The organism is Marinobacter sp. UBA2688 (assembly GCF_002352785.1).
GTDB lineage: Bacteria > Pseudomonadota > Gammaproteobacteria > Pseudomonadales > Oleiphilaceae > Marinobacter > Marinobacter salarius.
This window is the reverse complement of the sequence record NZ_DELU01000027.1, coordinates 226,343-251,974: the sequence shown is the minus strand read 5'-3', so window position 1 is coordinate 251,974 and position 25,632 is coordinate 226,343. Positions and strand designations below refer to the sequence as shown.

The following is a 25,632-nucleotide window of genomic DNA, read 5'->3' as shown; positions in this document are numbered from 1 at the left end:
TTTCACCGCCTATGTTTTTGGCACGTAGGGTCGAACATCCCAGCAGAAATAGCGTTTCAATGCACTGTTTGCCTCGTGGTCTTTCTGGCGCCAGCCATAGACCTTGGGTTTGCTGGTTTCAATGGCGAGGGTGCCAAACACCAGCCAATCGTAGATCGCCAGTGTGGAGGTCACATTCTTGGCTGAATTGGGCCCGCGGGCGTGATGATGGTGGTGCTGAGTGGGAAAGACCAGAATATGCGCCAGTGCCCACATGGTCTTGCGAACCCAGACCCAGCGGTGGTTGTGGAAATACAGGTCATAATTCCAGTTCACATGAGTATGGGCCGCCCATAGTCCCTTGAAGGCGGTGGCAATCAGGAACACCTCTACCAGCCCCAGATAAAGACACAGCAACTGGAAGGTGTAGTTGGGCATGATCAGCCACCAGGCCCAGCCATTGACGAAGGTCTGCGTTACCGTCAATTGGCCCTTGTTGTCCTGGCCGCCCGACATGTGGTGCGGGCGGTGGCTCATCTTGTAAAACGCCTGAACCCATTGCAGAACACGGTTATTGGGTCGGCGCCGGTGGGCAAACAGGTGGAAACTGCCGTGGATAAACTCTTCCACGCAGAAAAACACGATCAACGTGGGCCAGAAATAGGCCTGCTCGAGCCAGGCCAGTGAACCGGCGCTGCCAGGAATCAGCGTTGACAGACCCAGCGTCAGCAACAGCAACACCAACGGCCTTTGCACCGCCACCATCATGAACGTGGCAAGAAATGCCATGCGCCAGTCCTGCGTGTTCTTGCGACCTTCACGGGTACGGCCGCTGACTACCTCCCAAAGGGCGGTAACCACAATAAAAGCCGTAACCAGCATCGTCAGTTTCTGATCGTCCATTATTGTTCTCCGAGACGAGGGTTTGTACGTCTTCTGACGCTACTGGGGAGAGCTATATCTTTCTATTCAATATTTGGTATAAGTATTATCCATGAAACTGAACTTACGAAGCGTCGACCTCAACCTGCTGCCGGTGTTCGACGCCATTATGGAAGCCGGGCAACTCTCCCGTGCCGCAGACACCCTGGGCATGAGCCAGCCCGCCATCAGTGCCGCATTGCAGCGCCTGCGTCATACCCTGGGTGATCCCCTGTTTGTGCGTACCCATCAGGGTATGGTGCCGACACCCCGCGCCCGTGAGCTGCACAGAAGCCTCAGCCAGCAACTCGGCGCCATGCGCGACACACTGGACCCGGCCAATCGCTTTGTGCCTAGCACCAGCCAGCGACGCTTTCGCGTGCTCAGCAACGATTACTTCGAGATGGTAGTGTTACCAACGTTACTGACACGCCTGAGAAGCGAGGCGCCCAATGTGGTGGTGGAGGTCGCCCTGGCCGGCGATGACATGCCCCAGAGGCTGTATACCGCCGAAGCGGATCTTGCCGTGGATGCCTTTGCAACAGAGAACGATCGATTACGGCGGCAAGTGCTTCTCGCGGAGAGGCTTGCGGTGGTGGCACGACAGGACCACCCAGACCTGCAGGGCGATTGCAGCAAACAGCAGTTTCTGGACGCCGAACACGTCGTACTGCCGGATCGGAACCGGCGCTTGCCCCTGGACCAGATCCTCAACGAACCGGGTTGGCAGCGGCGAACCGGGGCCCGGGTCACCCAGTTCGCCAGTATGCTGGCCACCTGCAGCGGCTCCGACATGATTGCCACGGTGCCCGAACGTCTGGCCCAGCAGTACGCCCGGGCATTCGGGCTGAAGACCCTGCCGTTTCCGGTAGAGGTACCCTCGTTGCCGGTCTACCTGCTGTGGGCACCGGTGATGGACAATGACCCGGCCCATATTTGGTTCCGCCAGCGTCTGATGGAAAGTGTCACGGGCTAATGGGCCGGTTTTCACGATCGATGTCATCAAGAGTCTCAAACAACCACACACCAGCAAGAGCCTCCAGCGCCTCTGCAATCACCAGCTCTTCCTCCCGGTCCTTGCGCCAGATAAAACTCAGGGCACAGGGGATACGCACGCCTTCCACAACGACCAGCCCCCGTTCCTGTCGCTCTGCCATCGCCAGGGCATCCCGGGCCAGGCTGAGCCCGACGCCCGCCCTGACCAGGTCCAGCATGCAGGCTTCCTGGTCGACCTGTGCAACGCCATTTGGAACCAATCCATGAGGCTCCATTGCGTCAGCCAATAACCGATTGTGCACTGAATCCGGCGGTGTCACGATCCAGGGCAGCCCGGCGAGGCTCGACCAGCGACTGTCCGCCACCCGTGACGCCCATCCCGCCGGTGCAATAACGTGATAGTCAAACCGGGTCAGCTCTCTGTACATTAACTCTGGCGATGACTGTCCAGCGCCCAGACCTGGCGGGGCAAGAAAAAAACCAACGTCCAGGCTGCCATTGCGAACCTGTTCCAGAACCCGGCCACTCATTCCCTGATGCAGCTCGGTTTCAAGTTGGGGCGCGCGAGCCACCAATTGGTGTAGAAACGACCCCAGACGGATAAATTCGGGGTCCACGATGGTGCCAATCTTAAGGCGTCCACGAACAGTGCTGTGCAATGCCTGGGCGCTTTGCTCAAATGCAGCTATCCCCGCCAACGCCTTTTCGGCCACCGGCAACAGGTTGTGACCATCAGCACTCAGCACCAAACCCTGCGGCTTACGCCGAAAAAGCCTGAGGCCAAGATCATCCTGTAACTGTTTCAGCTTCAGGCTCACGGCCGGCTGTGTCAGATGCAGTCGCTCGGCAGCCCTGGAAACACTCCCCTCACGAGCCACAGACACAAAGGCACGTAATCCCTGCAAGTGTTGCATAGCCGTCTTTCCCTCCTGAGCTCCAATATAAGCATTACTTATATCATGATTTAAAATAACTCAATTGCTTCGGTACCTGACCGACCGTAAATTAACTGTTCAATTCTTATCCAGCGGCGACGAATGCCCCGAATAAAGGCATCCAGAACCCTTACAAAAAACTGAATCAAAAACAGGAAAAGACAACCATGAGCAGTTCAACGATCCAGCATTATATCAATGGGCGAATTTCAGAAGGCAGCTCCGGCCAAACTCAGGACGTATTCAATCCCGCTACCGGCAAGGTCTCAGGCCAGACCGCTCTTGCCAACCGCGATGATGTTGATCAGGCCGTGGCCGCTGCGTCTGCTGCCTTCCCAAGCTGGGCGGACACCCCGCCGATTCGTCGCGCACGTGTCATGTTCAGGTTTCTGGAACTGCTTAACCAGCACAAAGACGAACTGGCCGAAGCGATTACTCGCGAACATGGCAAGGTCTTTACCGACGCTCAGGGGGAAGTTGCCCGGGGGATTGATATCGTGGAGTTCGCCTGCGGTATTCCCCAGCTTCTTAAAGGCGACTATACCGAACAGGTCAGTACCGGTATCGATAACTGGACGACCCGCCAGCCCCTGGGCGTGGTCGCTGGTATTACGCCGTTTAACTTCCCGGTGATGGTGCCCATGTGGATGTTCCCGGTGGCGATCGCTGCCGGCAATACCTTTGTGCTCAAGCCCAGCCCGATCGACCCCAGTGCGTCTCTGATGCTCGCTGATTTGCTCAAACAGGCTGGCCTGCCCGACGGCGTCTTCAATGTGGTGCAGGGTGACAAGGGTGCGGTGGAAGCGCTCATTGAGCACCCGGACGTTATGGCGCTGAGTTTTGTCGGCTCCACTCCGATTGCCAATCTGATCTATGAAAATGGCGCCCGTCACGGCAAGCGCATTCAGGCCCTCGGCGGCGCCAAGAACCACATGGTGGTTATGCCCGATGCCGATCTGGACAAAGCCGTGGATGCACTCATTGGCGCGGGTTACGGCAGTGCCGGCGAACGTTGCATGGCCATCAGCGTGGCGGTTCTGGTCGGTGATGTCGCTGACAAACTCATCCCCAGGCTGGCCGAGAGGGCACGCAGCCTGAAGGTCAGGAACGGCATGGACCTGGACGCCGAAATGGGTCCGATTGTCAGTGCCAGCGCTCACCAGCGCATTACCGGTTATATTGATAAAGGTGTGGCTGAAGGCGCTGAACTGGTGGTCGACGGCCGCGACTTCGATGCAACGTCAACGGGCGAAGGCTGCGGCGAAGGTTTCTGGATGGGTGGCACGCTGTTCGATCATGTCACTCCGGAGATGACAATTTACCGGGAAGAGATCTTCGGCCCGGTGCTGGCCTGTGTGCGGGTTCCCGATGTTGCGACTGCCATCCGCCTGATCAATGATCATGAATTCGGCAACGGTGTCAGCTGTTTCACCGAGAGCGGCAGCGTCGCCCGTGAATTTGGTCGTCGCATTCAGGTTGGCATGGTCGGTATCAACGTACCCATTCCGGTTCCCATGGCCTGGCACGGATTCGGTGGCTGGAAACGCTCAATGTTTGGCGACACCCATGCCTACGGTGAAGAGGGCGTTAAATTCTATACTCGGCAGAAATCCATTATGCAGCGCTGGTCAGACTCCATCGATGCCGGTGCCGAGTTTGTGATGCCAACCGCCAAGTAACACGCAAACCAGTCCGGGAGACAGACCATGTCCAATAACAACAATGCACACGGGCAGCACGAGTTTGATTACATCGTCGTCGGGGCCGGCTCTGCCGGCTGCCTGCTGGCCAACCGTCTGAGCGCCGACCCGGCCAACCGGGTGCTGCTGATCGAGGCGGGCGGTCGTGACAATTACCACTGGATCCATATTCCAGTGGGCTACCTTTATTGCATCGACAATCCGCGCACGGACTGGCGCTTTCGCACCGAGCCGGACCCCGGCCTGAATGGTCGATCACTGATCTACCCCAGGGGGAAAACCCTGGGTGGCTGCTCCAGCATCAATGGCATGCTCTACATTCGTGGCCAGGCCCGGGATTACAACCACTGGGCCGATGTTACCGGAGAGCAGGCGTGGTCATGGGATAACTGCCTACCCGACTTTATGCGTCATGAAGATCACTACCGGTTGGACGAAGAAGGCGACGCCGATCCGGAACACGGGAATTACCACGGCCACGGCGGTGAGTGGCGGATCGAGCATCAGCGGCTGAAATGGACCGTTCTGGAGGATTTTGCCAGCGCCTGCGTTCAGGCTGGCATTCCCCGAACCCGGGACTTCAACCGCGGCGACAACGAAGGCGTTGACTACTTCGAAGTCAACCAGCGCTCCGGCTGGCGCTGGAGCACCTCGAAGGCGTTCCTGCGGCCAGCCAAGACGCGCCCTAACCTGACACTGTGGCATTCCACCCATGTCATGGCGCTGGACATGGCGGCCGGTGAAAAGCCCCGATGCACCGGCGTACGTGTTGAACGACCGGGAGAGGGGGAAATTACCGCCCACGCACGCCGCGAAGTCATCCTCTCAGCCGGCGCTATCGGATCCCCCCAGTTGCTGCAGCTGTCGGGCATTGGCCCCGCGGATCTGCTTCGGGAACACGATATCCCGGTTGTTGCCGACTTACCCGGCGTCGGCGAGAATCTTCAGGATCACCTTCAGATTCGATCGGTCTACAAGGTTCGGGGCGCGAAGACCCTGAACACCATGGCCAACTCACTGATTGGCAAGGCACGAATTGGGCTGGAGTATCTGCTTACCCGCTCCGGCCCCATGAGCATGGCCCCCTCCCAACTCTGTCTGTTTACCCGCAGTTCCGAAGAATATGAGTACGCCAACATCCAGTACCACGTTCAGCCATTGAGTCTGGAGGCATTTGGCCAGCCTTTGCATGACTTTCCAGCCATTACCGCCAGCGTTTGTAACCTCAACCCGACGAGCCGCGGTACCGTGCGTATTCGTAGCCGGGACTCCAGAATCAAGCCCGCCATTGCCCCCAACTACCTGAACACCGAGGAAGACCGCAAGGTCGCAGCGGATTCCCTTCGGGTAACGCGCCGCATTGCAGAGCAACAGGCATTGGCCAAGTACGAACCGGAAGAGTTCAAGCCGGGCCTTCAGTACCAGACCGATGAGGAACTTACCAGGCTGGCTGGAGACATCGGCACCACGATTTTTCACCCGGTGGGAACCACCCGCATGGGGCGGGCAGACGACGACATGGCAGTCGTCGACCCTCACCTCAGGGTTCGTGGCGTCGCCGGCCTGCGCGTGGTGGATGCCGGTGTCATGCCGACCATCACCAGTGGTAACACCAACTCCCCCACACTGATGATTGCGGAGAAAGCGGCAGGCTGGATTCTGAACGGCACGTAAGTGCCGGCCAGCCCGCCGAACTGAAGGTCAGTACGTTGCTACCACTCCAACTGCGCGCCGGTTTGATACTCGATGACCCGGGTTTCAAAGAAGTTTTTCTCCTTACGCAGGGTGGCCTGCTCATCCAGCCAGGGTGAGACGTTCTTCGCGCCCGGGAACGGTTCGTCCAGGCCAACGGTTCTGGCCCGGCGATTGGCCACAAAACGGAACTGCTCGCTGTGGTACTCGGCGGAATAGCCCAGGATCGGGTCCCGCAGGATGTAGTTGGCGTAGGCGGTTTCAGCGGCTTCGGACTCGTCCCACATATCGCGCACGGCTTTGGGGTCCAGCGTGATGTTTTCCTCTTCCAGGATCTGGTTCACCACTTTCAGCCCGAACGAGAAGTGCATGGCTTCGTCCCGCAGGATGTACTGCAGTTGCTCACCGGTGCCCCGCATCAGGCCCCGACGCTGCAGGGCGAAGATGGGGCTGAAACCGTTGTAGAACCAGGCACCCTCAAAGACCGCTGCGAAGAACAGGTAGGACATAATGAATTCCTGCAGGTCGTCCTTGTTGCGCAGGTTCATGTCAGAGCGCATGGCGGCATCCAGCCGGCGGTTGGCCATCTGGATCTTGCCGTTGATCGCGGGAACCACCCGATAGCGATTGTAGATCTCGCTCTGGTCCAGGTTGAGGGTTTCAATGCAGTGCTGGTAGGCCCAGGTGTGCATGGCTTCCTCGTACACCTGCCGCGCTTGGTAAATCTGCAATTCCGGGGCACTCATCTTCTCCATCACCGCCAGGCCGATGTTGCGCATCGCCAGGATGTCGGAGGTGGTGAGGTAGGCCAGCACGTTCTCATACACGTGCTTTTCCGGCGCAGACAGGCGGTGGTGGTAGTCGTGAACGTCCTGAGCCATGTTCACGTCCAGCGGCGTCCAGTGGTTCTTGTTGGCATTCATGAAGTATTCCCAGGCCCAGGGGTACTTGAAGGGTGCCAGCTGATTGATGTCGGTTTCGCCGTTGATAACGCGCTTGTCATCGACATTGACCGGGGCCGGACCCTCCTGGGTAGCCGGGCGGGTTTGGGTGTTTGGTTCGTCGTCCCAGTTGAGCATCTTTTAACCTCTAGAATCTTGGTGGCGGTCGGGTTTACTGGCAGGCTTCGCAGTCCGGCTCATCAATGCTGCATACCTGTGGTTGCGGTGCTGCTACCGGCGCGGTTTTCTCAGCACCCGTGGCCCCCAGCGAGCGCAGGTAATAGGTGGTTTTCAGTCCACGTTCCCAGGCCAGCTGATACAACTCATCCAGCTTTTTGCCGCTGGGTTCCGCCATGTAAAGGTTCAGGCTCTGGGCCTGGTCCAGCCATTTCTGGCGCCTGGCCGCCGCCTCCACCAGCCAGCGGGCATCGATCTCAAAGGCGGTGGCGTAGCGGGCCTTCAGTTCCGCGGGAATACGATCAATCTGCTGCACGCTGCCATCGAAGTACTTGAGATCGTTCACCATCACGTTGTCCCACAGACCCTCAGCTTTCAGATCACGAACCAGAGATGGATTAACCACCGTGAACTCGCCGGAGAGATTCGATTTCACGAACAGGTTCTGGTACGCCGGTTCGATGGATTGGGAGACACCGACGATGTTGGAGATGGTCGCCGTTGGCGCAATGGCCATCACATTGCTGTTACGCATGCCATTGCGGGCGATGAGCTTCCGCACCGCCGTCCAGTCCAGGCGGCTGCTGGTATTCAGGCTCAGGTCGCCGTCCTGACGGGCCTCTTTCAACAGGTTGATTGAGTCAATGGGCAGAATACCCTGATGCCACAACGAGCCTTCGTAGGTCTCGTAGGCACCGCGTTCACCGGCCAGCGCAGCCGAGGCCCGGATCGCGAAATAACTGATCTGCTCCATCGCCACATCGGCAAACTCCACCGCTTCCGCGCTGGTGTAGGGCAGGTTGAGCCGATACAACGCATCCTGAAAGCCCATCAGGCCGAGACCAACGGGCCGATGCTTGAAATTGGAACTCTTCGCCTGGGGCACTGCGTAGTAATTGATGTCGACCACGTTATCGAGCATGCGGACCGCAGTATTGACCGTGCGTTCTAGGCGCTGGACATCCAGCTCACCGTTGTGGACATGGGCCGCCAGGTTGATGGACCCCAGGTTGCACACGGCGATCTCATCCGCACTGGTGTTCAGGGTGATCTCGGTACACAGGTTGGAGCTGTGCACCACGCCCCGATGCTGCTGCGGTGAGCGCAGGTTGCAGGGGTCCTTGAAGGTGATCCACGGATGACCGGTCTCGAACAGCACGGTCAGCATCTTGCGCCAGAGCTGTTTGGCGGACACCGTATTGAACAGAGTGATCTCGCCCCTGGCCGCCATAGCTTCGTATTCCTGGTACCGCGCCCGGAATGCGTTGCCATAGAGGTCATGCAAGTCCGGAGTGTCGTTTGGCGAGAACAGGGTCCAGTCCTGATCACTGCGCATGCGCTCGATCAGCAGGTCCGGTACCCAGTTGGCGGTGTTCATGTCGTGGGTACGACGACGCTCATCGCCGGTGTTCTTGCGTAGCTCCAGGAACTCCTCAATATCCAGGTGCCAGCTTTCCAGGTAAGCGCACACGGCGCCCTTGCGCTTGCCGCCCTGATTCACCGCCACCGCCGTGTCGTTCACCACTTTCAGGAATGGCACCACACCCTGGCTGCTGCCGTTGGTACCCTTGATGTGGGAGCCCAAAGCCCTGACTGGCGTCCAGTCGTTACCCAGGCCGCCGGCCCACTTGGACAGCATGGCGTTGTCACGGATGGCACCATAGATACCCTCCAGATCATCCTGAACGGTGGTGAGGTAGCAGGATGAAAGCTGGGAATGTCGGGTACCACTGTTGAACAGGGTTGGCGTGGAGGCCATGTAGTCGAAGGATGACAACAGGTCGTAGAACTCAATGGCCCGGGCATTGGGGTCGTCTTCCTGCAACGCCAGACCCATGGACACGCGCATGAAGAAGACCTGGGGCAACTCCAGCCGGTCACCTTTCCAGTTGAGGAAATAGCGGTCGTAGAGAGTCTGCAGGCCGAGGAACCCAAACTGGTGGTCCCGCTCCGGCTTGAGGGCAGCACCCAGGCGTTCCAGGTCGAACGCCGCCATGGCGTCGTCCAGCAGCTCGTAGTGGATACCCTGCTCAATGAAGGTGCTCAGGGCCTGCGGGTATATTTCCGCCAGCGGCAAACTTAGGGGCAGGCTCAAGGCGGCCGCGGTTTCCAGCCTGAGTTGTTCCAGCAGCAGACGAGCGGTTACGGCACTGTAGTCCGGTTCCTGCTCGATGCGGCCGCGGGCGGTCATGATCAGCGCAGACAGCACCTCCTCCTCAGCGATACCGTCGTACAGGTTCCGCAGCGCCCCTTCCACCAGGGATTCGCCATCGATGCCCTCCAATCCCTGGCTGGCACGCTCCACCTGGACTTTCATCAGCCCCAGATCCAGCGGCGCGGCCTCACCGTTGGCTTTTTTCACCGTGAGCGTGGGATGGGCCTCCACCGGCGCCAGGCTGGCCCGCTCCTGGGCATGAGCCTCCCGGTAGAGTACATAGGCGCGGGCCACTTTCTGCTCCTCCGCCCGCATCAGCGCCAGTTCCACCTGGTCCTGGATATCTTCAATGTGCACCTTGCCGCCAGCTTTCAAGCGTCGGCTGATGGCCTGCATGACCTGATGGGTAACCTGCTCCACGGAATCGTGAATGCGAGCCGAGCCTGCTGCTTCATCGCCTTCGACGGCAAGAAACGCTTTGGTCACAGCAACACTGATTTTGCTGGCGTCGAATCCAACCAGGGCGCCATTACGTTTAATAACCTGTAGGGAGGCAGTGCTGGTTGAGGCAGATTGGCCGGGCTCGGCCAGGATGGCAGTGGACATGTCGGTTCTCCTGAGTACGCGTTTATGCCAAGACCTTCGCGTACGCAGGGGCGAGCATTGCTCTGAACAGAGACAACGCAAAACCGATCTGCTCACCTTGATACGCGAAGGTGCAGTTGTATTCCCTGGCAGGTCTTCGGACTCAGGGGCGTGAACCTGTTGGCTCGGCCTTGCGTGGCGACTTCCCGGCATTCGCCAGTGTCTTTATGCCACGCTCGTTCCCCAATACCGCTGCGCGTCAGTTCCGGAGTCTCACCGGATTCCCGGTACCACGATCATCGTGACGAGGGCGATCTGTGATTGATCAGCCTTTGATCACTATATCTGGTACTAAGCCAAGGATATAAACACTATATAGACTAAGGTAAATCGCAACAAGGCACTTTTTCGACGGTTACCGGTCAGTAAACGAACCCATAGGAGCATTCCATGACACCGCTACCGAGATACCTGACGGCCGCCCTCGCCCTTTCGTTGATGGCCACTTCGGCCCAGGCTGACAGCACGGAAAACTCACTGATCACCGCGTTTTCGACCATAACGTCCCTGGAAGATGGCTGGGAACCGATGGAATTTCCAAAGATAGACCGCCACAGTCGCTATCAGTTGACGGACGACAACGGCGAGCAGGTGGTCATGGCCACCACGGACAACAGCGCCTCCGGGCTGATTGCCAGGGTGTCCGTCGAACCCGGGGATTCACTGATCCTGCGATGGCGGTGGAAAGTGTCGAACGTCTATGAGCAGGGAAACGCCCGTAGAAAGGAGGGCGATGACTACGCTGCGCGAATCTACGTGGCCTTTGAGTTCGAGCCGGACGAAGCCGGCTTTTTCGAGCGCGCCAAACGCAAGACCGTGGAAGTGGTGTTCGGGGAGGAACTGCCGGGCAATGCGCTGAACTACATCTGGGCCAACCGGCTGCCGGTTGGCGAAATCATTGCCAACCCGTTCACCGATACCACGATGATGGTAGCGGTGAACTCCGGGACGGCGAACACAGGCGAATGGGTCACGGTGGAGCGGGATATCGTTGCGGACTACCGCAAGGCCTTTGGCCGAGAGCCGCCGAAGCTGGTGGGCGTCGCCATCATGTCGGATTCCGACAACACCGGAGCATCTGCCACCGCCTGGTATGGTGATGTCCGCTTGGTCAAACCAGATTGATGACGCAAAACAGACCTACCGCGCCCATCACGATGGTATAGGGAAACGCCATCACAACCATCCGCCCATAGGACAATCGCACCAGCGGAGCGATTGCAGACGTCAGCAGGAACAGAAACGCTGCCTGGCCATTGGGGGTAGCCACACTGGGCAGGTTGGTGCCGGTGTTAATGGCGATGGCCAACTCCTGGAAATGCTCGTAGTCGATACTGCCGGCGTCCAGCGCCTGTTTGATTTCACTGATGTAAACGGTGGCTACGAACACATTGTCGCTGATCATCGACAACAACCCGTTGGCAATAAAGAACATGCCCGGCTGCTGGTCCTGAGGCAGGCTGAGCACAAAATCGATGATCGGCTTGAACAGGTGTTGCTCGTGAATCACCGCGACGATGGCGAAAAACACCACCAACAACGAGGTAAATGGCAGCGACTCCTGGAAGGCCTTACCGATCTGGTGCTCGTCAGTAACGCCAGTGAACGAGGTGATCAGGATAATCACCAGAAGGCCGATCAATCCCACCTCTGCCAGGTGAAACGCCAGCCCAACAACCAGCACCAGGGCCGCCATTGCCTGCACCCACAGGGCAGCCTGGTCGGCTTTCGTGCGCTTGGTGCGCTCGTTGTCAGCAAACTCTTCCAGTACCTGGCGGACAGGCTTGGGCAACCGGGCGCCATACCCAAACCAGCGCAGCTTTTCCAGCAGCCAGCAGGTGGTCAGGCCGGCCACCAGCACCGGCAGGCTCACCGGCGCCATGCGCAGGAAGAAACTGACAAAGTCCCACCCTACTACCTTGGCGATCAGCAGGTTCTGGGGTTCGCCCACCATAGTGGAGACTCCCCCCAAGGCCGTACCAATGGCGCCGTGCATCAGCAGGCTACGCAGAAAGGCCCGGAACTTGTCCAGGTCTTCCCGGTGCAACTCAATCACGTGTTCATCGCTGTTGGCGTTGTGATCAGAGTGATGATAACCCTTGCCGGAAGCTACCTTGTGGTACACCGAGTAAAAACCGACAGCGACACTGATGATGACTGCGGTGACGGTAAGCGCGTCCAGGAACGCGGATAGAACGGCCGCAGCAGCACAGAACAGCAGTGACAACGCGGACTTTGACCGCACACCCACCAGGATCTGGGTAAACGTCACCAGCAGCAGCTCTTTCATAAAGTAGATGCCAGCCACCATGAACATCAGCAGCAGGATGACCGGGAAGTTCACCAACACCTCGTGGTACACCGCATCCGCTGACGTCATACCCACTAACAGGGCTTCAATCGCCAGCAACCCGCCCGGTAACAGTGGATAACACTTCAGCGCCATGGCCAGAGTAAAAATAAACTCCCCCACCAACGCCCAACCGGCCACGGCCGGGCCAAGGGTCCAGACAATCAGGGGGTTGGCAATCAGGAATAGAAGAATGACCTGTTTGTACCAGGCGGGTGCATTACCCAGGAAGTTGTGGGTAAAGCCGGAGAGAACGGTTGTGGGCATTGCGGGAATCTTCTGAGTAAACGGTTTGTTGGAATTGTGTGGCAGAAGGCCCGCATCTTCCTTGATATTTGTGTAACCGGTAATCCCCCAAAGGTACAGGGTGAGTGCCTATTTGGTCTTACATGAAACAAGGAAGAGTGGCCGGACGACCACTCAAAAGAGTTTCGTAATATTACTTAAAAACAGAGCCGGAATCGACTCTGTTTTCAGCACTCAGGGTTTATTATGACCGTTATCACTTCCCGCTTACGTGTCAAAACCGGTAAGAAACCGACGCCGTAACGTTACGTTCTGCCCCGAAGTAACAGAAGTCCAGACTGTTGTAGCAGGACGCCACGTATTCCTTGTCCAGCAGATTGTTCACGTTCAGCCGGGTAGAAACGCCTTCCAGGCCGAGCTTGCTGAAATCGTAGCCCAGTGCCAGATCCACCAGGGTGTAGTCCGGCACCTTTTTGGTGTTGGCATCATCGGCGTAGATGTCTGCGTTGTGACGGACACCCAATCCCGCGTTTGCCCCATTAAGGACTCCCTGCGTGAACCGGTAACCGGCCCACAGGGTCAGCTGGTGTTCCGGCACCTGGCTGGCGGCATTGCCCTCGCGATAGGCCTCGGACTTCTCAAAGGTGACGTCCGTGAACGCATATCCGGCCTGGACATTCAGGTTCTCCGTCAGCTGCGCCTTGGCTTCCAGCTCCACACCCTGGGACTCAATCTCACCAATACTGCGGTAGAAGGACTCCTGTGGCTGCTTGGTGGCCAGATTCTCCTGGTTGATGCGGAACAGAGAGAGCGTATACAGGTCCGTGGTTCCCACCGGCTGGTACCTAAGCCCGGTTTCTATCTGCTTGCCTTCACTCGGGGCCAGCAGGTCGCCGTTCTCGTCGGTATAGGCGCTGGGCGAAAACGACGTGGAGTGGGACACGTAGGGTGCAATGCCGTTGTCGAACAGGTAGAGCAGCCCGGCACGGCCACTGAACTGGGTTTCGTCCAGCTCTGTCACTACACCGGTGTCACGATTGGTGTTCTCGATCTCCACCCAGTCGTAACGGCCACCCAACGTCAACCGCCAGCCACCGGTGGCCAGCTGGTCCTGCAGATAGACCCCGGTCTGTTTCTGCTTACGGAGATTGCGTTGCGGGGGGTATAGGGCAGAGGGATCGGCCCCGTACTCAGGATTGAAGGCATCGATGGCCGGAAAGGCGCCCGACGGCCAGACCACGTCGTTCTCACGCTGCTGATAGTCCACCCCCACCAATACGGTGTGATCCACCGCGCCAGTCGTCAATTCCCCCTGAATCTGGTTATCAACGGTGAGTGCCTGCAGATCCTCATCGCCACCGGAGTAGTAGCGGTTAAGCTCAGTGGCCGAGGCCCAGCCGTAGGCATAAACCTGTTTCAACTCAACGTCCGAATCCAGGTAACGGGCTTTCTGCAAGGCGGACCAGTTACGATTGATTCGATGCTCCAGATCGTATCCCACCATGGTCATGTCGCGCCGGAAAAGGTCGTAGTCCGGTTCGCCCTCAAAAAAGGTGTTGTCGATTTTCTGGCCGTCGCGGGACTCCACCGTGCCCTCGTACGGCAAACCGCTGTGGTAGCCACCTTCCGGATCACGTTGAAGGTAGGCCAGCAGAGTCACGCTGGTCTCGTCGGTCATGTCCCAGGTCAGCGACGGGGCAATGGCGCGACGGTCCAGTTCCACGTGGTCCTGTTGCGCGTCAGCAGCGGAAGCAATGCCGGTCACACGATAGGCAACCCGTTGCTCATCATCCACCGAACCGGTGACATCAAAGGCAAAGCTGCGCTGGGCGTTGTTGCCGAGCGAGACACGGATTTCACCCCCATCCCGGAACTCCGGACGCTTGCTGGTGAGGGCAACAATCCCACCAGGGGAGCCCTGGCCGTAGAGAACGGAGGTCGGGCCTTTAACAATCTCAATACGCTCAAGAAACCAGGGATCAATGGCAAAGGAGCTGTAGGAGCCACCGTCGTTCATCACCCGCAGGCCATCCAGATAGGTGTTATTGATACTGCCATCGGAAAAACCGCGGAGAATCAGATAATCGTAGCGGTTGGAAGACCCCACCTGGTTCGTACCCACACCCGGGGTATAGCTGGCGGCGCGCTGCACCGTACGGGCGCCTTTTTCTTCCCAGTCTTCGCGGCTGACAACAGATACTGATTGCGGGGTTTCAATCACCGGGGTATCGGTTTTCGTGGCGCTGCGGGTCGCTGTTACGTTTAGCGCATCCAGCATTTTCGGTTCGCCCTGTTCCTGGGCAACGGCTAATGGCGCGCCGGTGACACCGACAAGGGCCATGGCAACCGCAAATGACAAACGGGAATGTCGGAACATGAAAACCTCACTTGGGTCTAACGATAATTTAATGCGAATTATTCGCTTTTAGATCCAGCATTAGATATGCCAAGTGACAGAATTTATATGCGGAATGATAAATACCGTGATTCAAACGACGGTTTTGGGAGAAACACCGAACTGGCGCCGGAACGCGGTCGCAAAGTTAGTGGCATGTCGATAGCCGGACCGGTGGGCAGCCTGCTGAACGGAGTATCCCTGCTCCAGGTAATGCCAGGCCAGGTTCAACCGGCACTTCCGCAGATAACCGAACACCGACAATCCGTAGGTCGCACGGAATTTACTACGCAAACTGCTGGGACTCATTGCGGCACGGCTGGCGAGATCCGTCAGGGAGTAATTGTCCGTCGGGGCGAATTCCATCAGCTGACGAATGGCCTCCAGGCGCTGGTGTTCCTGGGTGGACGCGCGACTTTTCCGTTCAATCGCTGGCACCGGCTCCGGAAGACCATAACCCACCAACTGCAGAGCCAGACCTTCCAGCACCAGTGTTTTCTGAAGCTCAGGCAGCCCGACGCCAAGGGGTTGCTCAAGAGCCGTCATGAGACCCGGTGGAACGTCCCACAGCACCACTGGGTCCTGCACCCCCCTGAGCAGGGCTCGCAGAGACCCCTGTTCGGTCTGCGCCGGCAACGGGCCACCGGGATCAAAAGCCAACACAATGGTTTTCAAACGTTGACCAGCAGGCTGATAGGCTGCCAGTGCATATTCCGGTCGTAATTGCAGGCTGGCAGCCATGCCACTCCCAAGCTCCCGCTCGACCGCACCAACCGACAGGCGGATGCGTCCTTCGAGCACGATCACCATCAACAGGGGCGCATGGCCCAGCGACACCGATTCGTAGCTGTGGGAGATCGTCAGGTCGGAATGAGTGAAGCGAAACCCCGACGGTAGCGGGGTTTCATCAATCCACCCCCGGGCGATGGTTGAATCGTCATCGGGGGCGTCATGGCCGTCGACGCCGGGGAAGCGGTAGCTGATTCCGTACTCGCGGCCAAAAGCCAGGAACTCCTGCCTGCCGAACGACGTTAGTTCGGCACGATCTCCCAACACTAGCCGGCTGTACTCGCTGTTGTGCCTGACACCGCGGACGCAACAGCATCCGCCACCATCTCGGCAGTGATTGCAGACAGGGTCCAGCCCAGATGACCGTGACCCGTGTTATAGAACACGGTGGGCAACCGGCCCGGACCGACTCGCGGCATCATATTGGGCAGCATGGGGCGCAGCCCTGCCCAGGGTACGACGCGGCGGGTGCAAACCCCAGGGAAACACTGCTCGACCCATCGGGTGAGCGGCCGGATTCGGTCATCCCGGATATCACGGTTATAGCCGCTGAATTCCGCCGTACCCGCAACCCGGAACCGATCATCTCCCAGCCGGCTGGTGACTATCTTGGTGGCATCGTCCAGCAAACTGACCGTCGGTGCCGCTTCCTGGGAGGCTTGGTCGTCCAGCTCAACGGTGATGGAATACCCCTTCACCGGGTAAATGTTGACTCGGTCCCCCAGCTTGGCGGCCAGTTCCCGGCTACCCACGCCCGCACAGATCACCACACCATCAAAGGTGTCACGAGTTTGCTCTTCACCATCAAACGAGGTGACCCAGGCGTGGGACTGATCCGCACTCAGTTCCGTCACCGAGTGCTCATAACAGGTTTTGACGCCGAGGCGAAGAATGGCCTCCGCCAAGCCATTGGTGAACTTATGGATATCACCGGTTGAATCGCTTTCGGTGTAGAAACCGCCGTAATAGGTCCCCGCCAGCGTGGGTTCAATAGCCCGCATTTCCTCGGGAGTGACCGCCCGACGTTCCAGGCCGCCGGCAGCCAGCAACCTGGAAACATTCGCCGCATGGTCGAACCCGGCCTTGTCACGGTAGATATGGAGGATGCCCTGTTTCTTCAGATCAAAGTCGATCCCTTCGTTCTGCGCCCAGGCAAACAGGTGATCCCGGGCGGCAATCGCAAGGCGTGCGGTTTCCGTGGTGTTCTGTTCGTACTGGGGAATCGCGGCGATGAACTCGGCGAACCAGCTCAGTTTGTGCCAGGAAGGCTTGGGGTTAACCAGCAGCGGCGCATCCCTCCGGGACATCCACTTAAGGCCCTTGATGATGGTCTGCCAGTTGTTCCAGACCTCAGCGTTGGAGGCGGACAGTTGGCCACCATTGGCGAAAGAGGTTTCCATCGCCGCATAACGGTGTTTCTCGTAAACGGTGACATCCAGGCCGCGCTTGGCCAGGGTGTATGCGGTGGTGATACCCGTGATACCACCGCCAATAACTGCAACTCGCTTCATAATACTCTCCAGGGGCGTCCAGGGTTTCCTTTCTCCACAGCATGGTAGAAAGCACCCCTTCCGTCACTGGACCTGAGAGATTCACGCACCGCTCCAACGGAACCGGCCGCTTGCTCCTTCGGTGTGCCAACGGACGCAGTCGTTGGCAACTCTTCGGAAAGTCTTCATGTCAGCGGTCCTTTTGCCTGAGAGTTTCCGGGGCAGTTGCTCCTTCGGCGCCGGGCGCACGATTGTGCGACTCGGTCTCTCCCGCTGACATGTCTGGTTTATTATCTAAACCAATCAGCTTCGCACAATAGCAAATATCTCGTTTTCGCGACACTGATCATGGTCTGACTAGTGAAGGAGCTGGCTCTGTTAGCCAGGCCAACGGGTGGCAATGGCCAGTTCAGGTAGTCAGCGAAAAAATCCGGCTGGCGCGATCACCACAGTAATGCAGCATCTGGGAGACCAGGACGGCGGCAAGCGTCATTTCGCTCCTGCAATGGCAGGGGCAGGGGCAGGGGCAGGGGCAGGGGCAGGGGCAGGGGCAGCCGGATTATCTGTTGCATGTTGCCACGGTATCGTTAACTATTTCCCCACCTGCCACCCGGTTCAAGCCAGTCGGTACAGTGAGCTCAAATTGTGGATAAAGCCTTTACCGGTACCTATGCCCGGATGATCAATCCGGTTCTGATCGCGGGCTGCATCATCATTCTCGTCAGTTTCGCGGTTCGCGCATCCTTCGGGCTGTTCCAGTTGCCGATTGCCCTGGAATTCGCCTGGCCGAGGGAATCATTTTCCCTGGCTATTGCAATCCAGAATTTGTTCTGGGGCATAGGGCAGCCAATTTTCGGAGCTCTCGCTGAACGCTTTGGGGACCGCAAAGCAATTCTTGGTGGTGGTGCGTTTTATGTGACCGGACTGGTGTTGTCGGCGTTTGCCATCACCCCTGGCCAACACCAGTTGCTGGAAATGCTGGTTGGTTTCGGCATTGCCGGTACTGGCTTTGGGGTGATTCTGGCTGTGGTCGGGCGGGCAGCGCCTGACAAGCACCGATCCATGGCGTTGGGGATAGCGACGGCGGCGGGTTCTGCCGGTCAGATCGTCGGGCCGCCGGTGGCCAATGCCTTGCTGAGCCAGATGCCCTGGCAGTCGGTTTTTATTGTCTTCGCAGGTTTTATCCTGCTGTCCATGTTGGCGTTGCTGCTGATGCGGGCACCAAAACCGCAGCAGCCGACCGGCAGTGAAGAGCCGATGGGGGTGGTGATCAAACGGGCGGTTAAAGATCCTTCTTTCGTGCTTATTTTTATCGGCTTTTTCTCCTGCGGTTACCAGTTGGCCTTCATCACGGCCCATTTCCCCGCTTTTATCACTGAAATGTGCGGCCCCATTGCACCGGACAGCCTGCTCTATACCCTCGGGGTGACATCGGCATCCGGGCTGGGCGCCATTTCCATCGCACTCATCGGTTTTTTTAACATTGGCGGAACCTTGTTCGCCGGCTGGCTGGGCAACAGATACTCCCGAAAATACCTGTTGGCTGTCATCTATCTACTAAGGACTCTCGTGTCGGCGGCGTTTATCATGACGCCGATAACACCAGAGACGGTAGTGCTGTTTTCCGTTTCCATGGGCTCACTCTGGCTGGCCACGGTACCACTGACCTCCGGCCTGGTGGCGCATATTTACGGCCTGAAATACATGGGCACGCTGTATGGGCTGGTGTTCTTCTCACACCAACTGGGCGGTTTCCTGGGGGTGTGGCTGGGTGGGGCCCTATACGATATCTACAACAACTACACTCTGGTGTGGTGGGTTGGCGTTGGGGTGGGCGCCCTGTCAGCGGTGATTCATTTGCCGGTCAAGGAATATCCGTGGGCTCAGCGGAGAATCATAGCCACGGGGGCCTGAAAACCATACCTCGGCGGTGGGTTCTCCTGTCGGTGGACAATAATGTTTGATAAAAACCGGCCTCATTTTCGCGCATTTTCAGCTTCACCAAGCTCAAAAGTTTGATATTTTCTTTGGCTCTCCAGAGTTGTGACCTGCCCCCAGTCTTTAATCCAACCGCGCCCTAGTAATGTCCGTTACTTGACCCTGACCCTGTATTAGGTCCACCCAGAGTTGGAAAAATCCGGCTCCAGTTGGTGCTGTTTTCGCCGAGAAACCGCATGTTTCCTGGCGTAGTCCGAAGGCGTGGACCACTCCAATGCGGAATGGGGTCTGACTTGGTTATAGAACGTCCTCCACGCTTCGACTTTCTCCCGGGCATCGGCCAGTGACAAGAACCAATTTTCATTCAGACATTCCTGCCGGAGCCGTCCATTGAACGATTCTACCGTTGCGTTGTCGGTTTTAAGGACGTCCGGGTCCGGGTTGCCCCGGAAGCGCGCAATCGCCGTCAGGGCTTCTTGAACATCGTGGCCCTTCAGGCTCTGTCCAACAACAATGCCAAGGCACTCCCGGGTGAATAGGTCGATGATCGTCAGCAGGCGTAGCCTTCGTCCATCAAAAAGCGCATCCGAGACAAATCCATGCCCCAGATGTGATTGGGATGGTTGGCTTGTTGAAGTGGCTGACGGTTCTTGGCTGCCTTGTTGCGCCTGGGACGCTTGAGGCGAAGCGACAATCCCTGGTCACGATACAACCGGTAAACCCGTTTGTGATTGTCTCGCCAGCCCTCTCGCTGCAATTGGACATGCACGCGCCGGTAACCGTAATGAAGCCGCGTGAGAGTGATCTCGCGGATCTTCATCGACAATGCCGATGAATCCCTCGCCACCGATTGGTATCGACAAGACGCCCGGGAAAACTGCAAGACCGCACACGCCTGGCGCTCGCTGACTCCGTACCGTGCTTGTAAGTCAGCCACCAGTTGGCGTTTACGAGGCGGTCTCAGAGCTTTTTTGCCACCACGTCCTGAAGCATGGCCTTGTCCAGGCTCAAGTCGGCCACCAGCTTCTTCAGTAGCTGATTTTCCTCCTCCAGCTGCTTGAGCCGCTTCAGCTCTGACGGGCCGAGGCCACCGTACTTCTTACGCCAGTTGTAGAAGGTGGCATCCGAGACGCCCATCTTTCGACAGACTTCCGGAACCGGCGTACCCAATTCGGCTTGCATCAGGGCAAAGGCAATCTGCTCTTCAGTGTAACGGGATCGCTTCATGGCATGATCTCCTGCTCAAGGCTCAATCATGCCGGATTTTCCAGTTTTTAATGGACCGAAATTCTGGGGTAGGGTCAACACCGAATATACTCAACATGACCGCTAACCGGCTAAATTCGAAGGTAGACTCCGATATTGTACTGTTCAAGACTTAGTTCCCAGATGTTCAGCAGATAACACAATGTCCCAAGGCTGAGCATTCAGGCCTTGGTCCCTCGGTATCAGCCAGGTTTGTTGGTGGGCAACAGACCCGTCAGTATACCCAGGCAGTGCAGCAGGAAGTAGTCGCCCCAAATCAGCTCATGCTCGGTGGCTACACCGCGCATTGGGTCGAAGCAGCCCCTTGTCAGCACTGCGGGCGAGATGGCACCAGTGGTCTCTTCTGCCTGGCCCCGCGGCACGACCGCGACATAGTCACGACAGAGGGTTTTGACGGTGTTTCGAGCCTTGCGTTGAGATACCCGCGCGGCTTGGCGGTCGTCAAGGACGGTAGCCAGTGTCAGCAAGGCATAGCAGGCGATAGAAGTGGCGGACGTGTCCTTCGGAGTGTCGGCTTCCTGGGGCGCATCGAAATCCCAGTAAGCCACCCCGTCATCGGGCACATTCTGGGTCCACCATCTACACACTTTTTCGGCGTAGTCACGGATTTCACGATTCTCCGGGTAAAGTACCGATAGATAAGCGTAACTCATCATGGCCCAGGCCTGCGCACGGGCCCAAGTAGAATTCGCACTGAAGCCCTTGTGGGTATATGTTTTGATCACCTTCCCGGTCTGGCTGTCAAAGCTGGCAGATTGGCACACCGAACCATCCTCGCGTACACAAAAGTGAGCGTTGGTAAGGGCATGGCGGATGGCCACATCCTTAAATTTGTCGTCGCCAGTTTTCTCAGCTGCCCAAGCCAGCACCAAGCTCGCTGATAAGCTGTCGATGTTGGTTTCGTTCTCGCCTACCGTGTGGGCTTCCTCCGCCGTTGTGCCCAACGGCATAAGACCAATATTGGAGCGAAAGGTTGCACAAAGGCTGCGGGCAGCGTCTAACGCTAGTGTCTCGGCTTTCTTGCTGCCCGCAAGATCTGCCCCGACGGAACATCCGAAATAGAACAGGAAGCCCCGAAATACCGAATCAGAGTCAACCCTCGGCTCCAGGCGCTCTGCCCACTCCTCGGCCGCTTGCCAGAATGATGAATCGCCGGAAAAATAGCCGCTCAGCCAGAGTACGCCGGGCCAGAATCCCCCGGTCCAGAAGCCATCTTCCGTGGTAGTCCACTCCCCGGTCCTTGTGTCGGCATAGTGGGGAAAGCCTTTTAACGGTTGCTTCAGGGTGTGACGCGCCCGCTCTGTCAGACTTACAACGGTGTGGTCAAATAACCGGTCTTCGTCATTGATATATGTCGATTTGCTGTTCATTAAGTGATGCCTCTCTGTATTGTATGGTTGTCAATCAGGTAATGACGCCACGTTCCTGGAAGTCCCTGATCTCGCTTTCGGAGTAATCGAAGTCGCTCAGAATCTCACGTGAAAATTCGCCCAGAGCGGACGGTGGCCGTGGCTTGTCTTTACCCTGGCCAGCCAGTTTTACTGGATTACCAACCAGTTGAACTGTTCCATGGCCGGGGATTTCCACCTCCCGCAAAATATCGTTTTGCAGGGTTTGCGGGTGTTTCAATGTGTCGTCCAGATCCATCACCGGGGCACACAGAATGTCAGTTTTAGATAACCGCTTTACACACTCATCGGTGGTGTAACGTTCCATCACAGGCCCGAATTTTTCTTGTACTTTGCTGGCATGCTTGCGTTGCAGAGTGGCGGTGGCCAGCAGCGGGTCTGCGCTCATGTCGTCTTCGTTAAACGCCTTGCACATAAGTTGCAGCGGGTTGTCCCGAAACAGCGTGAGTACGGTGATCCAGCCGTCCCGAGTCTTGAAAATCATGGCGTACTGAACCCAGTCGGTGCGGTAGTCGTATAGTGTGCGGCTGGAGGTTTCCAGAAGCTGCATGGCGATGGCGACATCAAACAGAGAAGTAGTTACGAGGTCACCTTTACCGGTGCGTACCCGTCCCAAAAGTGCCGCCAGCACCCCCTGAGATAACGATGCCGCAGTGGCATAGTCGACCGTAGGGGTGGCAGTAAGACGGGGGCGGCCACCGGACTCAACCCCATTCATGGCAAAGCCGCTAAGAGACTGCGCCAGCATATCCTGGCCCGGCATACCTGATAACGGGCCCTTTGCGCCAAAGGCGTAACCAACCGCATACACCAGTCGGGGATTGCGCTTAGAGACTTCCTCGTAACCAAAGCCGAGTCGCTCCATGGCACCGGGCCGAAAGTTGTGAATCAACACGTCGGCGTTATCAATCAGCTTGCCAAGGACTTCTCGGCCTTCATCCTGCTTGAGGTCGAGGCACAGGGTCCTCTTATTACAACCAACCGCAGCGTAATAGCAGCTCATATCTTCGCGGGCGGTGCCGACCTCGTCGAGATCCCGCATAATGTCGCCTCGGGGCGGTCGCTCAATCTTAATTACGTCGGCGCCGTAATCCCCAAGCATCTGCCCGGCAAGTGGCACCTGCATAACCATGCCAAGCTCTAGCACGGTGATCCCAGAAAGTGGTTTCATTGATTTCCTCCATCATTCCATTTTACATACTGACCGTATAGTATTTATTTAATATACACAAGCCAGTTTGACAAGTACTGATCGTTATTCTATTTCACAAGGCACGCCTTGATAGCCGGAGACGCTTTATGGTTCTAAACGAACAATTACCTGCATTCGCGATTCCCGATTCGCTCTCTGAGTGGACATTACCCAAAGTGGCTGCACGGCGCTTGGAGGCCTCACCCGATGCAGTTTTTGCCCGCGAGGTCTCGGGTAATCGAGAGACTTATGGCCAGTTTATGGCCCATGCGGAGGCGCTAGCAGCGCATTTCCTTCAGGTAGGTATTGAGCCCGGTGACCGTATCCTGATATTTGCTGCCAACAGTATTGCCGCATTGCACGCATGGATGGCTGCAGCGCTAGTTGGCGCGGTCGATGTGTCGGCGAATACCGGCTATCGCGGTAACTCTTTGGCCCATGTCCTCAACCTGGCCAAACCCAGCCTGATTGTCAGCGATGCTGATTTAATGCCGTGTATTACCGAACTGACTTGGGACTTTTCCTGCGTCCGGCAGATTGTCGTTATCGACAACACGGAAACTGGTCCTAGCGAACTGGTCAAAACATTTGAGGCAAAAGGGAATATCCGCGTGAGACATCACCAAGAACTCATCGCCAAGCCAACACTATTGAAACAGCCTTGGCCAGAGATTCAGCCCTCCGATGCAGCGTCTGTGGTGTTCACATCTGGCACCACTGGTCCCGCCAAGGGCGTGGTGATACCCCATGGCCATGTCTGCCTGTTGGCTAACACCACCGCAGGGGAAACAGACATGACCGCGTCTGACGTGTTCTACAGCGCCCACCCTCTGTTTCACATTGCCGGTAAGTTCATGGGAGTACTCGCCATCTTTGCCGCCGGCGGAACACTGGTTCTTGACCGAAAGTTTGACGCTAAACGCTGGCTGGATCGCATCCGGGAAAGTGGAGCAACCATCAGTATTGCCCATGGACCGATGATAGAAATGATCCAGGCAGAGCCGCCACGGTCCGAAGATTCAGATAACGTTCTTACCCGTCTGATGTGCTGCCCATTGCCCAAACGTCATGGTGATGCCTTTCTGGAGCGGTTTGGCGTCAAGGGTATCGAAATGTGGGGTATGAGTGAAGTTGGTTGCCCATGTTGGACGTCACGGCAATTCCCGGTGGTTGCTGGCTCCTGCGGCAAAGTACTAACGGAATGGTATGACGTGGAAGTCGTCGACCCGGAAACAGACCGTCCGGTACCGGACGGCACCGCAGGTGAAATTGTGGTCAGGCCCAGGCACCCCTGGACTACCATGTTGTGCTACATGGGTATGCCGGAAGAAACCGTGAACGCATGGCGAAACCTTTGGTTTCATACCGGAGATATCGCCGTCAGGGATAGCAACGGCAACATGTTCTACATCGATCGCAAAGGCGACCGTATCCGCCGCCGGGCCGAGAATATCTCCTCGTTTGATATCGAAGCTGCAGTGGCTGACTTTCCTGGTGTGAAGGAATGCGTGGCGGTGGGTGTTCCGTCGGGCTATGAGAACGACGACGATATTCTGGTTTATATCGTAACCACGGAGGACGCAGTAGTTGAACCACCGGCGCTGTTGAGTTTCCTGGCACGCGCACTGCCCCATTTCATGGTGCCACGCTATATAGAAATCATCGACGAACTACCGAGAACACCCACCAACAAGGTGAAGAAAAAGCAGCTATCACAGCGCGGCATTCAAACCAGCACCTGGGACCGCAAAGGCGCCGGCGTCAGCCTAAAGGAGCTTATCTCCCAGAGATAAACAGCATTAGGTAAACCCAATGGGATAGCTTAGCCGATACCGTGCAACAACATGCGCCGCACATTTTTGACCAGATCGGGGCCGCTAATTTCAGCGCCACGCAGGTGCCACTCCAGCATCATGCCATCGTGGACCGCCACGATCATGGAGGCGAACGAGCGTGCGTCAATGTCTGACGACATCGAACCAACGGCCTGGGCCTCGCTAACCACCGCCTCGACAGCGGCGTGTACATCTCCGTATAGCTCCCTGATTGCCGTGGCGATGACATTCTCCTGGCGAGCGAATTCGATGGCTATCTGGATCATGAAGAGCAGCTCGTTGGGCCGTTCCGCGCCAAAATCAGCACCCTTGTGTATATAGCGGATGATGCGGTCCACATGGCTGCCGACAGGATTTCTCAGAGTGGCCACCAGACCATCCACAAGATCCTCACGAAGAACTTCAAACATGTGCAGGATCAGCTTTTCCTTGCTGCCAAAGTAAAAATAAACCGAGCCTTTAGTGAGGCCGGCTTTTGATGAAATAGCCTCCAGGCTGGTGGCATGGTATCCGCGTATCACAAACAATTCGAATGCAGCCTGTATCAACCGATTCATGCTGCGTTCACGAGATATTTCGTT

17 protein-coding genes, 1 pseudogene and 2 riboswitches are annotated in these 25,632 nt (G+C 57.3%); of the genes and pseudogenes, 6 read left to right on the top strand and 12 right to left on the bottom strand.

Annotated elements, in window-relative coordinates; translation table 11 throughout:
- Positions 1-9: 9 nt before the first annotated feature.
- Entirely contained in the window at positions 10-882 is an 873-nt protein-coding gene (locus B3M52_RS18925; protein WP_036211664.1) for a sterol desaturase family protein, read from the bottom strand.
- A gap of 91 nt (positions 883-973) precedes the next feature.
- Between B3M52_RS18925 and B3M52_RS18920 the strand changes: the two genes are divergently transcribed.
- Complete coding sequence (locus B3M52_RS18920; protein WP_036211667.1) at positions 974-1,876, top strand: LysR family transcriptional regulator; 903 nt, start codon at positions 974-976, stop codon at positions 1,874-1,876.
- Here the strand turns inward: B3M52_RS18920 and B3M52_RS18915 are convergent.
- On the bottom strand, positions 1,866-2,810 hold the full coding sequence (locus B3M52_RS18915; protein ID WP_075196428.1) for a LysR family transcriptional regulator: 945 nt from the start codon (positions 2,808-2,810) through the stop codon (positions 1,866-1,868). The two genes, B3M52_RS18920 and B3M52_RS18915, sit on opposite strands and share 11 nt — an antisense overlap.
- Positions 2,811-2,998: 188 nt before the next feature.
- On the opposite strand from B3M52_RS18915, the gene B3M52_RS18910 reads away from it, so the two are divergent.
- Both B3M52_RS18910 and B3M52_RS18905 read left to right on the top strand, forming a co-directional pair.
- A complete protein-coding gene (locus B3M52_RS18910) occupies positions 2,999-4,510 on the top strand; it encodes a CoA-acylating methylmalonate-semialdehyde dehydrogenase (protein WP_036211669.1) in 1,512 nt (503 codons plus the stop codon).
- Positions 4,511-4,537: 27 nt separating this feature from the next.
- Positions 4,538-6,205, top strand: coding sequence for a GMC family oxidoreductase (locus tag B3M52_RS18905; protein WP_075196427.1), 1,668 nt, complete (start codon positions 4,538-4,540; stop codon positions 6,203-6,205).
- 38 nt (positions 6,206-6,243) lie between these two features.
- Here the strand turns inward: B3M52_RS18905 and B3M52_RS18900 are convergent, their stop codons facing one another.
- Entirely contained in the window at positions 6,244-7,302 is a 1,059-nt protein-coding gene (locus B3M52_RS18900) for a ribonucleotide-diphosphate reductase subunit beta (RefSeq protein ID WP_075196426.1), read from the bottom strand.
- 34 nt (positions 7,303-7,336) lie between these two features.
- On the bottom strand, positions 7,337-10,102 hold the full coding sequence (locus B3M52_RS18895; RefSeq protein ID WP_075196425.1) for a ribonucleoside-diphosphate reductase subunit alpha: 2,766 nt from the start codon (positions 10,100-10,102) through the stop codon (positions 7,337-7,339).
- A 110-nt stretch (positions 10,103-10,212) separates the two neighbouring features.
- A riboswitch (cobalamin riboswitch) is annotated at positions 10,213-10,406 on the bottom strand.
- A gap of 125 nt (positions 10,407-10,531) precedes the next feature.
- Here B3M52_RS18895 and B3M52_RS18890 point away from each other — a divergent pair.
- Positions 10,532-11,266 (top strand): DUF3047 domain-containing protein, encoded by a 735-nt coding sequence (locus B3M52_RS18890; protein WP_083637262.1) that lies wholly within the window; start codon positions 10,532-10,534, stop codon positions 11,264-11,266.
- On the opposite strand, the gene nhaB is transcribed toward B3M52_RS18890, so the two are convergent.
- The 4 genes from nhaB to B3M52_RS18870 all read right to left on the bottom strand — a co-directional run bounded on the left by nhaB (position 11,253) and on the right by B3M52_RS18870 (position 17,432).
- Positions 11,253-12,758: a sodium/proton antiporter NhaB gene (nhaB, locus tag B3M52_RS18885; RefSeq protein ID WP_036211681.1), complete on the bottom strand. Its 1,506-nt coding sequence runs from the start codon at positions 12,756-12,758 to the stop codon at positions 11,253-11,255. The genes B3M52_RS18890 and nhaB overlap by 14 nt on opposite strands.
- Before the next feature lie 253 nt (positions 12,759-13,011).
- On the bottom strand, positions 13,012-15,114 hold the full coding sequence (locus tag B3M52_RS18880; RefSeq protein WP_041332871.1) for a TonB-dependent siderophore receptor: 2,103 nt from the start codon (positions 15,112-15,114) through the stop codon (positions 13,012-13,014).
- 111 nt (positions 15,115-15,225) lie between these two features.
- On the bottom strand, positions 15,226-16,188 hold the full coding sequence (locus B3M52_RS18875; RefSeq protein WP_041332870.1) for a helix-turn-helix domain-containing protein: 963 nt from the start codon (positions 16,186-16,188) through the stop codon (positions 15,226-15,228).
- Positions 16,188-17,432, bottom strand: a complete 1,245-nt coding sequence (locus tag B3M52_RS18870; protein ID WP_075196424.1) for a D-amino acid dehydrogenase — start codon at positions 17,430-17,432, stop codon at positions 16,188-16,190. Before B3M52_RS18870 ends, B3M52_RS18875 begins: the two co-directional genes overlap by 1 nt.
- Positions 17,433-17,595: 163 nt before the next feature.
- Positions 17,596-17,694: riboswitch (glycine riboswitch) on the bottom strand.
- A 362-nt stretch (positions 17,695-18,056) separates the two neighbouring features.
- Here B3M52_RS18870 and B3M52_RS18865 point away from each other — a divergent pair.
- Positions 18,057-19,325 (top strand): MFS transporter, encoded by a 1,269-nt coding sequence (locus B3M52_RS18865; RefSeq protein ID WP_226909991.1) that lies wholly within the window; start codon positions 18,057-18,059, stop codon positions 19,323-19,325.
- Between the two features lie 197 nt (positions 19,326-19,522).
- Here the strand turns inward: B3M52_RS18865 and B3M52_RS18860 are convergent.
- From B3M52_RS18860 to B3M52_RS18850, 3 genes and pseudogenes are all read right to left on the bottom strand, one after another.
- Positions 19,523-20,576, bottom strand: a pseudogene (locus tag B3M52_RS18860) (IS3 family transposase).
- Between the two features lie 221 nt (positions 20,577-20,797).
- Positions 20,798-21,985 (bottom strand): glycoside hydrolase family 88 protein, encoded by a 1,188-nt coding sequence (locus tag B3M52_RS18855; RefSeq protein ID WP_075196423.1) that lies wholly within the window; start codon positions 21,983-21,985, stop codon positions 20,798-20,800.
- A gap of 34 nt (positions 21,986-22,019) precedes the next feature.
- On the bottom strand, positions 22,020-23,195 hold the full coding sequence (locus B3M52_RS18850; RefSeq protein ID WP_075196422.1) for a CaiB/BaiF CoA transferase family protein: 1,176 nt from the start codon (positions 23,193-23,195) through the stop codon (positions 22,020-22,022).
- A 128-nt stretch (positions 23,196-23,323) separates the two neighbouring features.
- Here B3M52_RS18850 and B3M52_RS18845 point away from each other — a divergent pair, with 128 nt between their 5' ends.
- A complete protein-coding gene (locus B3M52_RS18845; RefSeq protein WP_083637261.1) occupies positions 23,324-25,009 on the top strand; it encodes an AMP-binding protein in 1,686 nt (561 codons plus the stop codon).
- A 29-nt stretch (positions 25,010-25,038) separates the two neighbouring features.
- Here B3M52_RS18845 and B3M52_RS18840 read toward each other — a convergent pair whose 3' ends face one another.
- The gene (locus B3M52_RS18840) at positions 25,039-25,608 is read right to left on the bottom strand and encodes a TetR/AcrR family transcriptional regulator (protein ID WP_151983082.1); all 570 of its coding nucleotides are present in this window, start codon (positions 25,606-25,608) and stop codon (positions 25,039-25,041) included.
- Positions 25,609-25,632 lie beyond the last annotated feature (24 nt).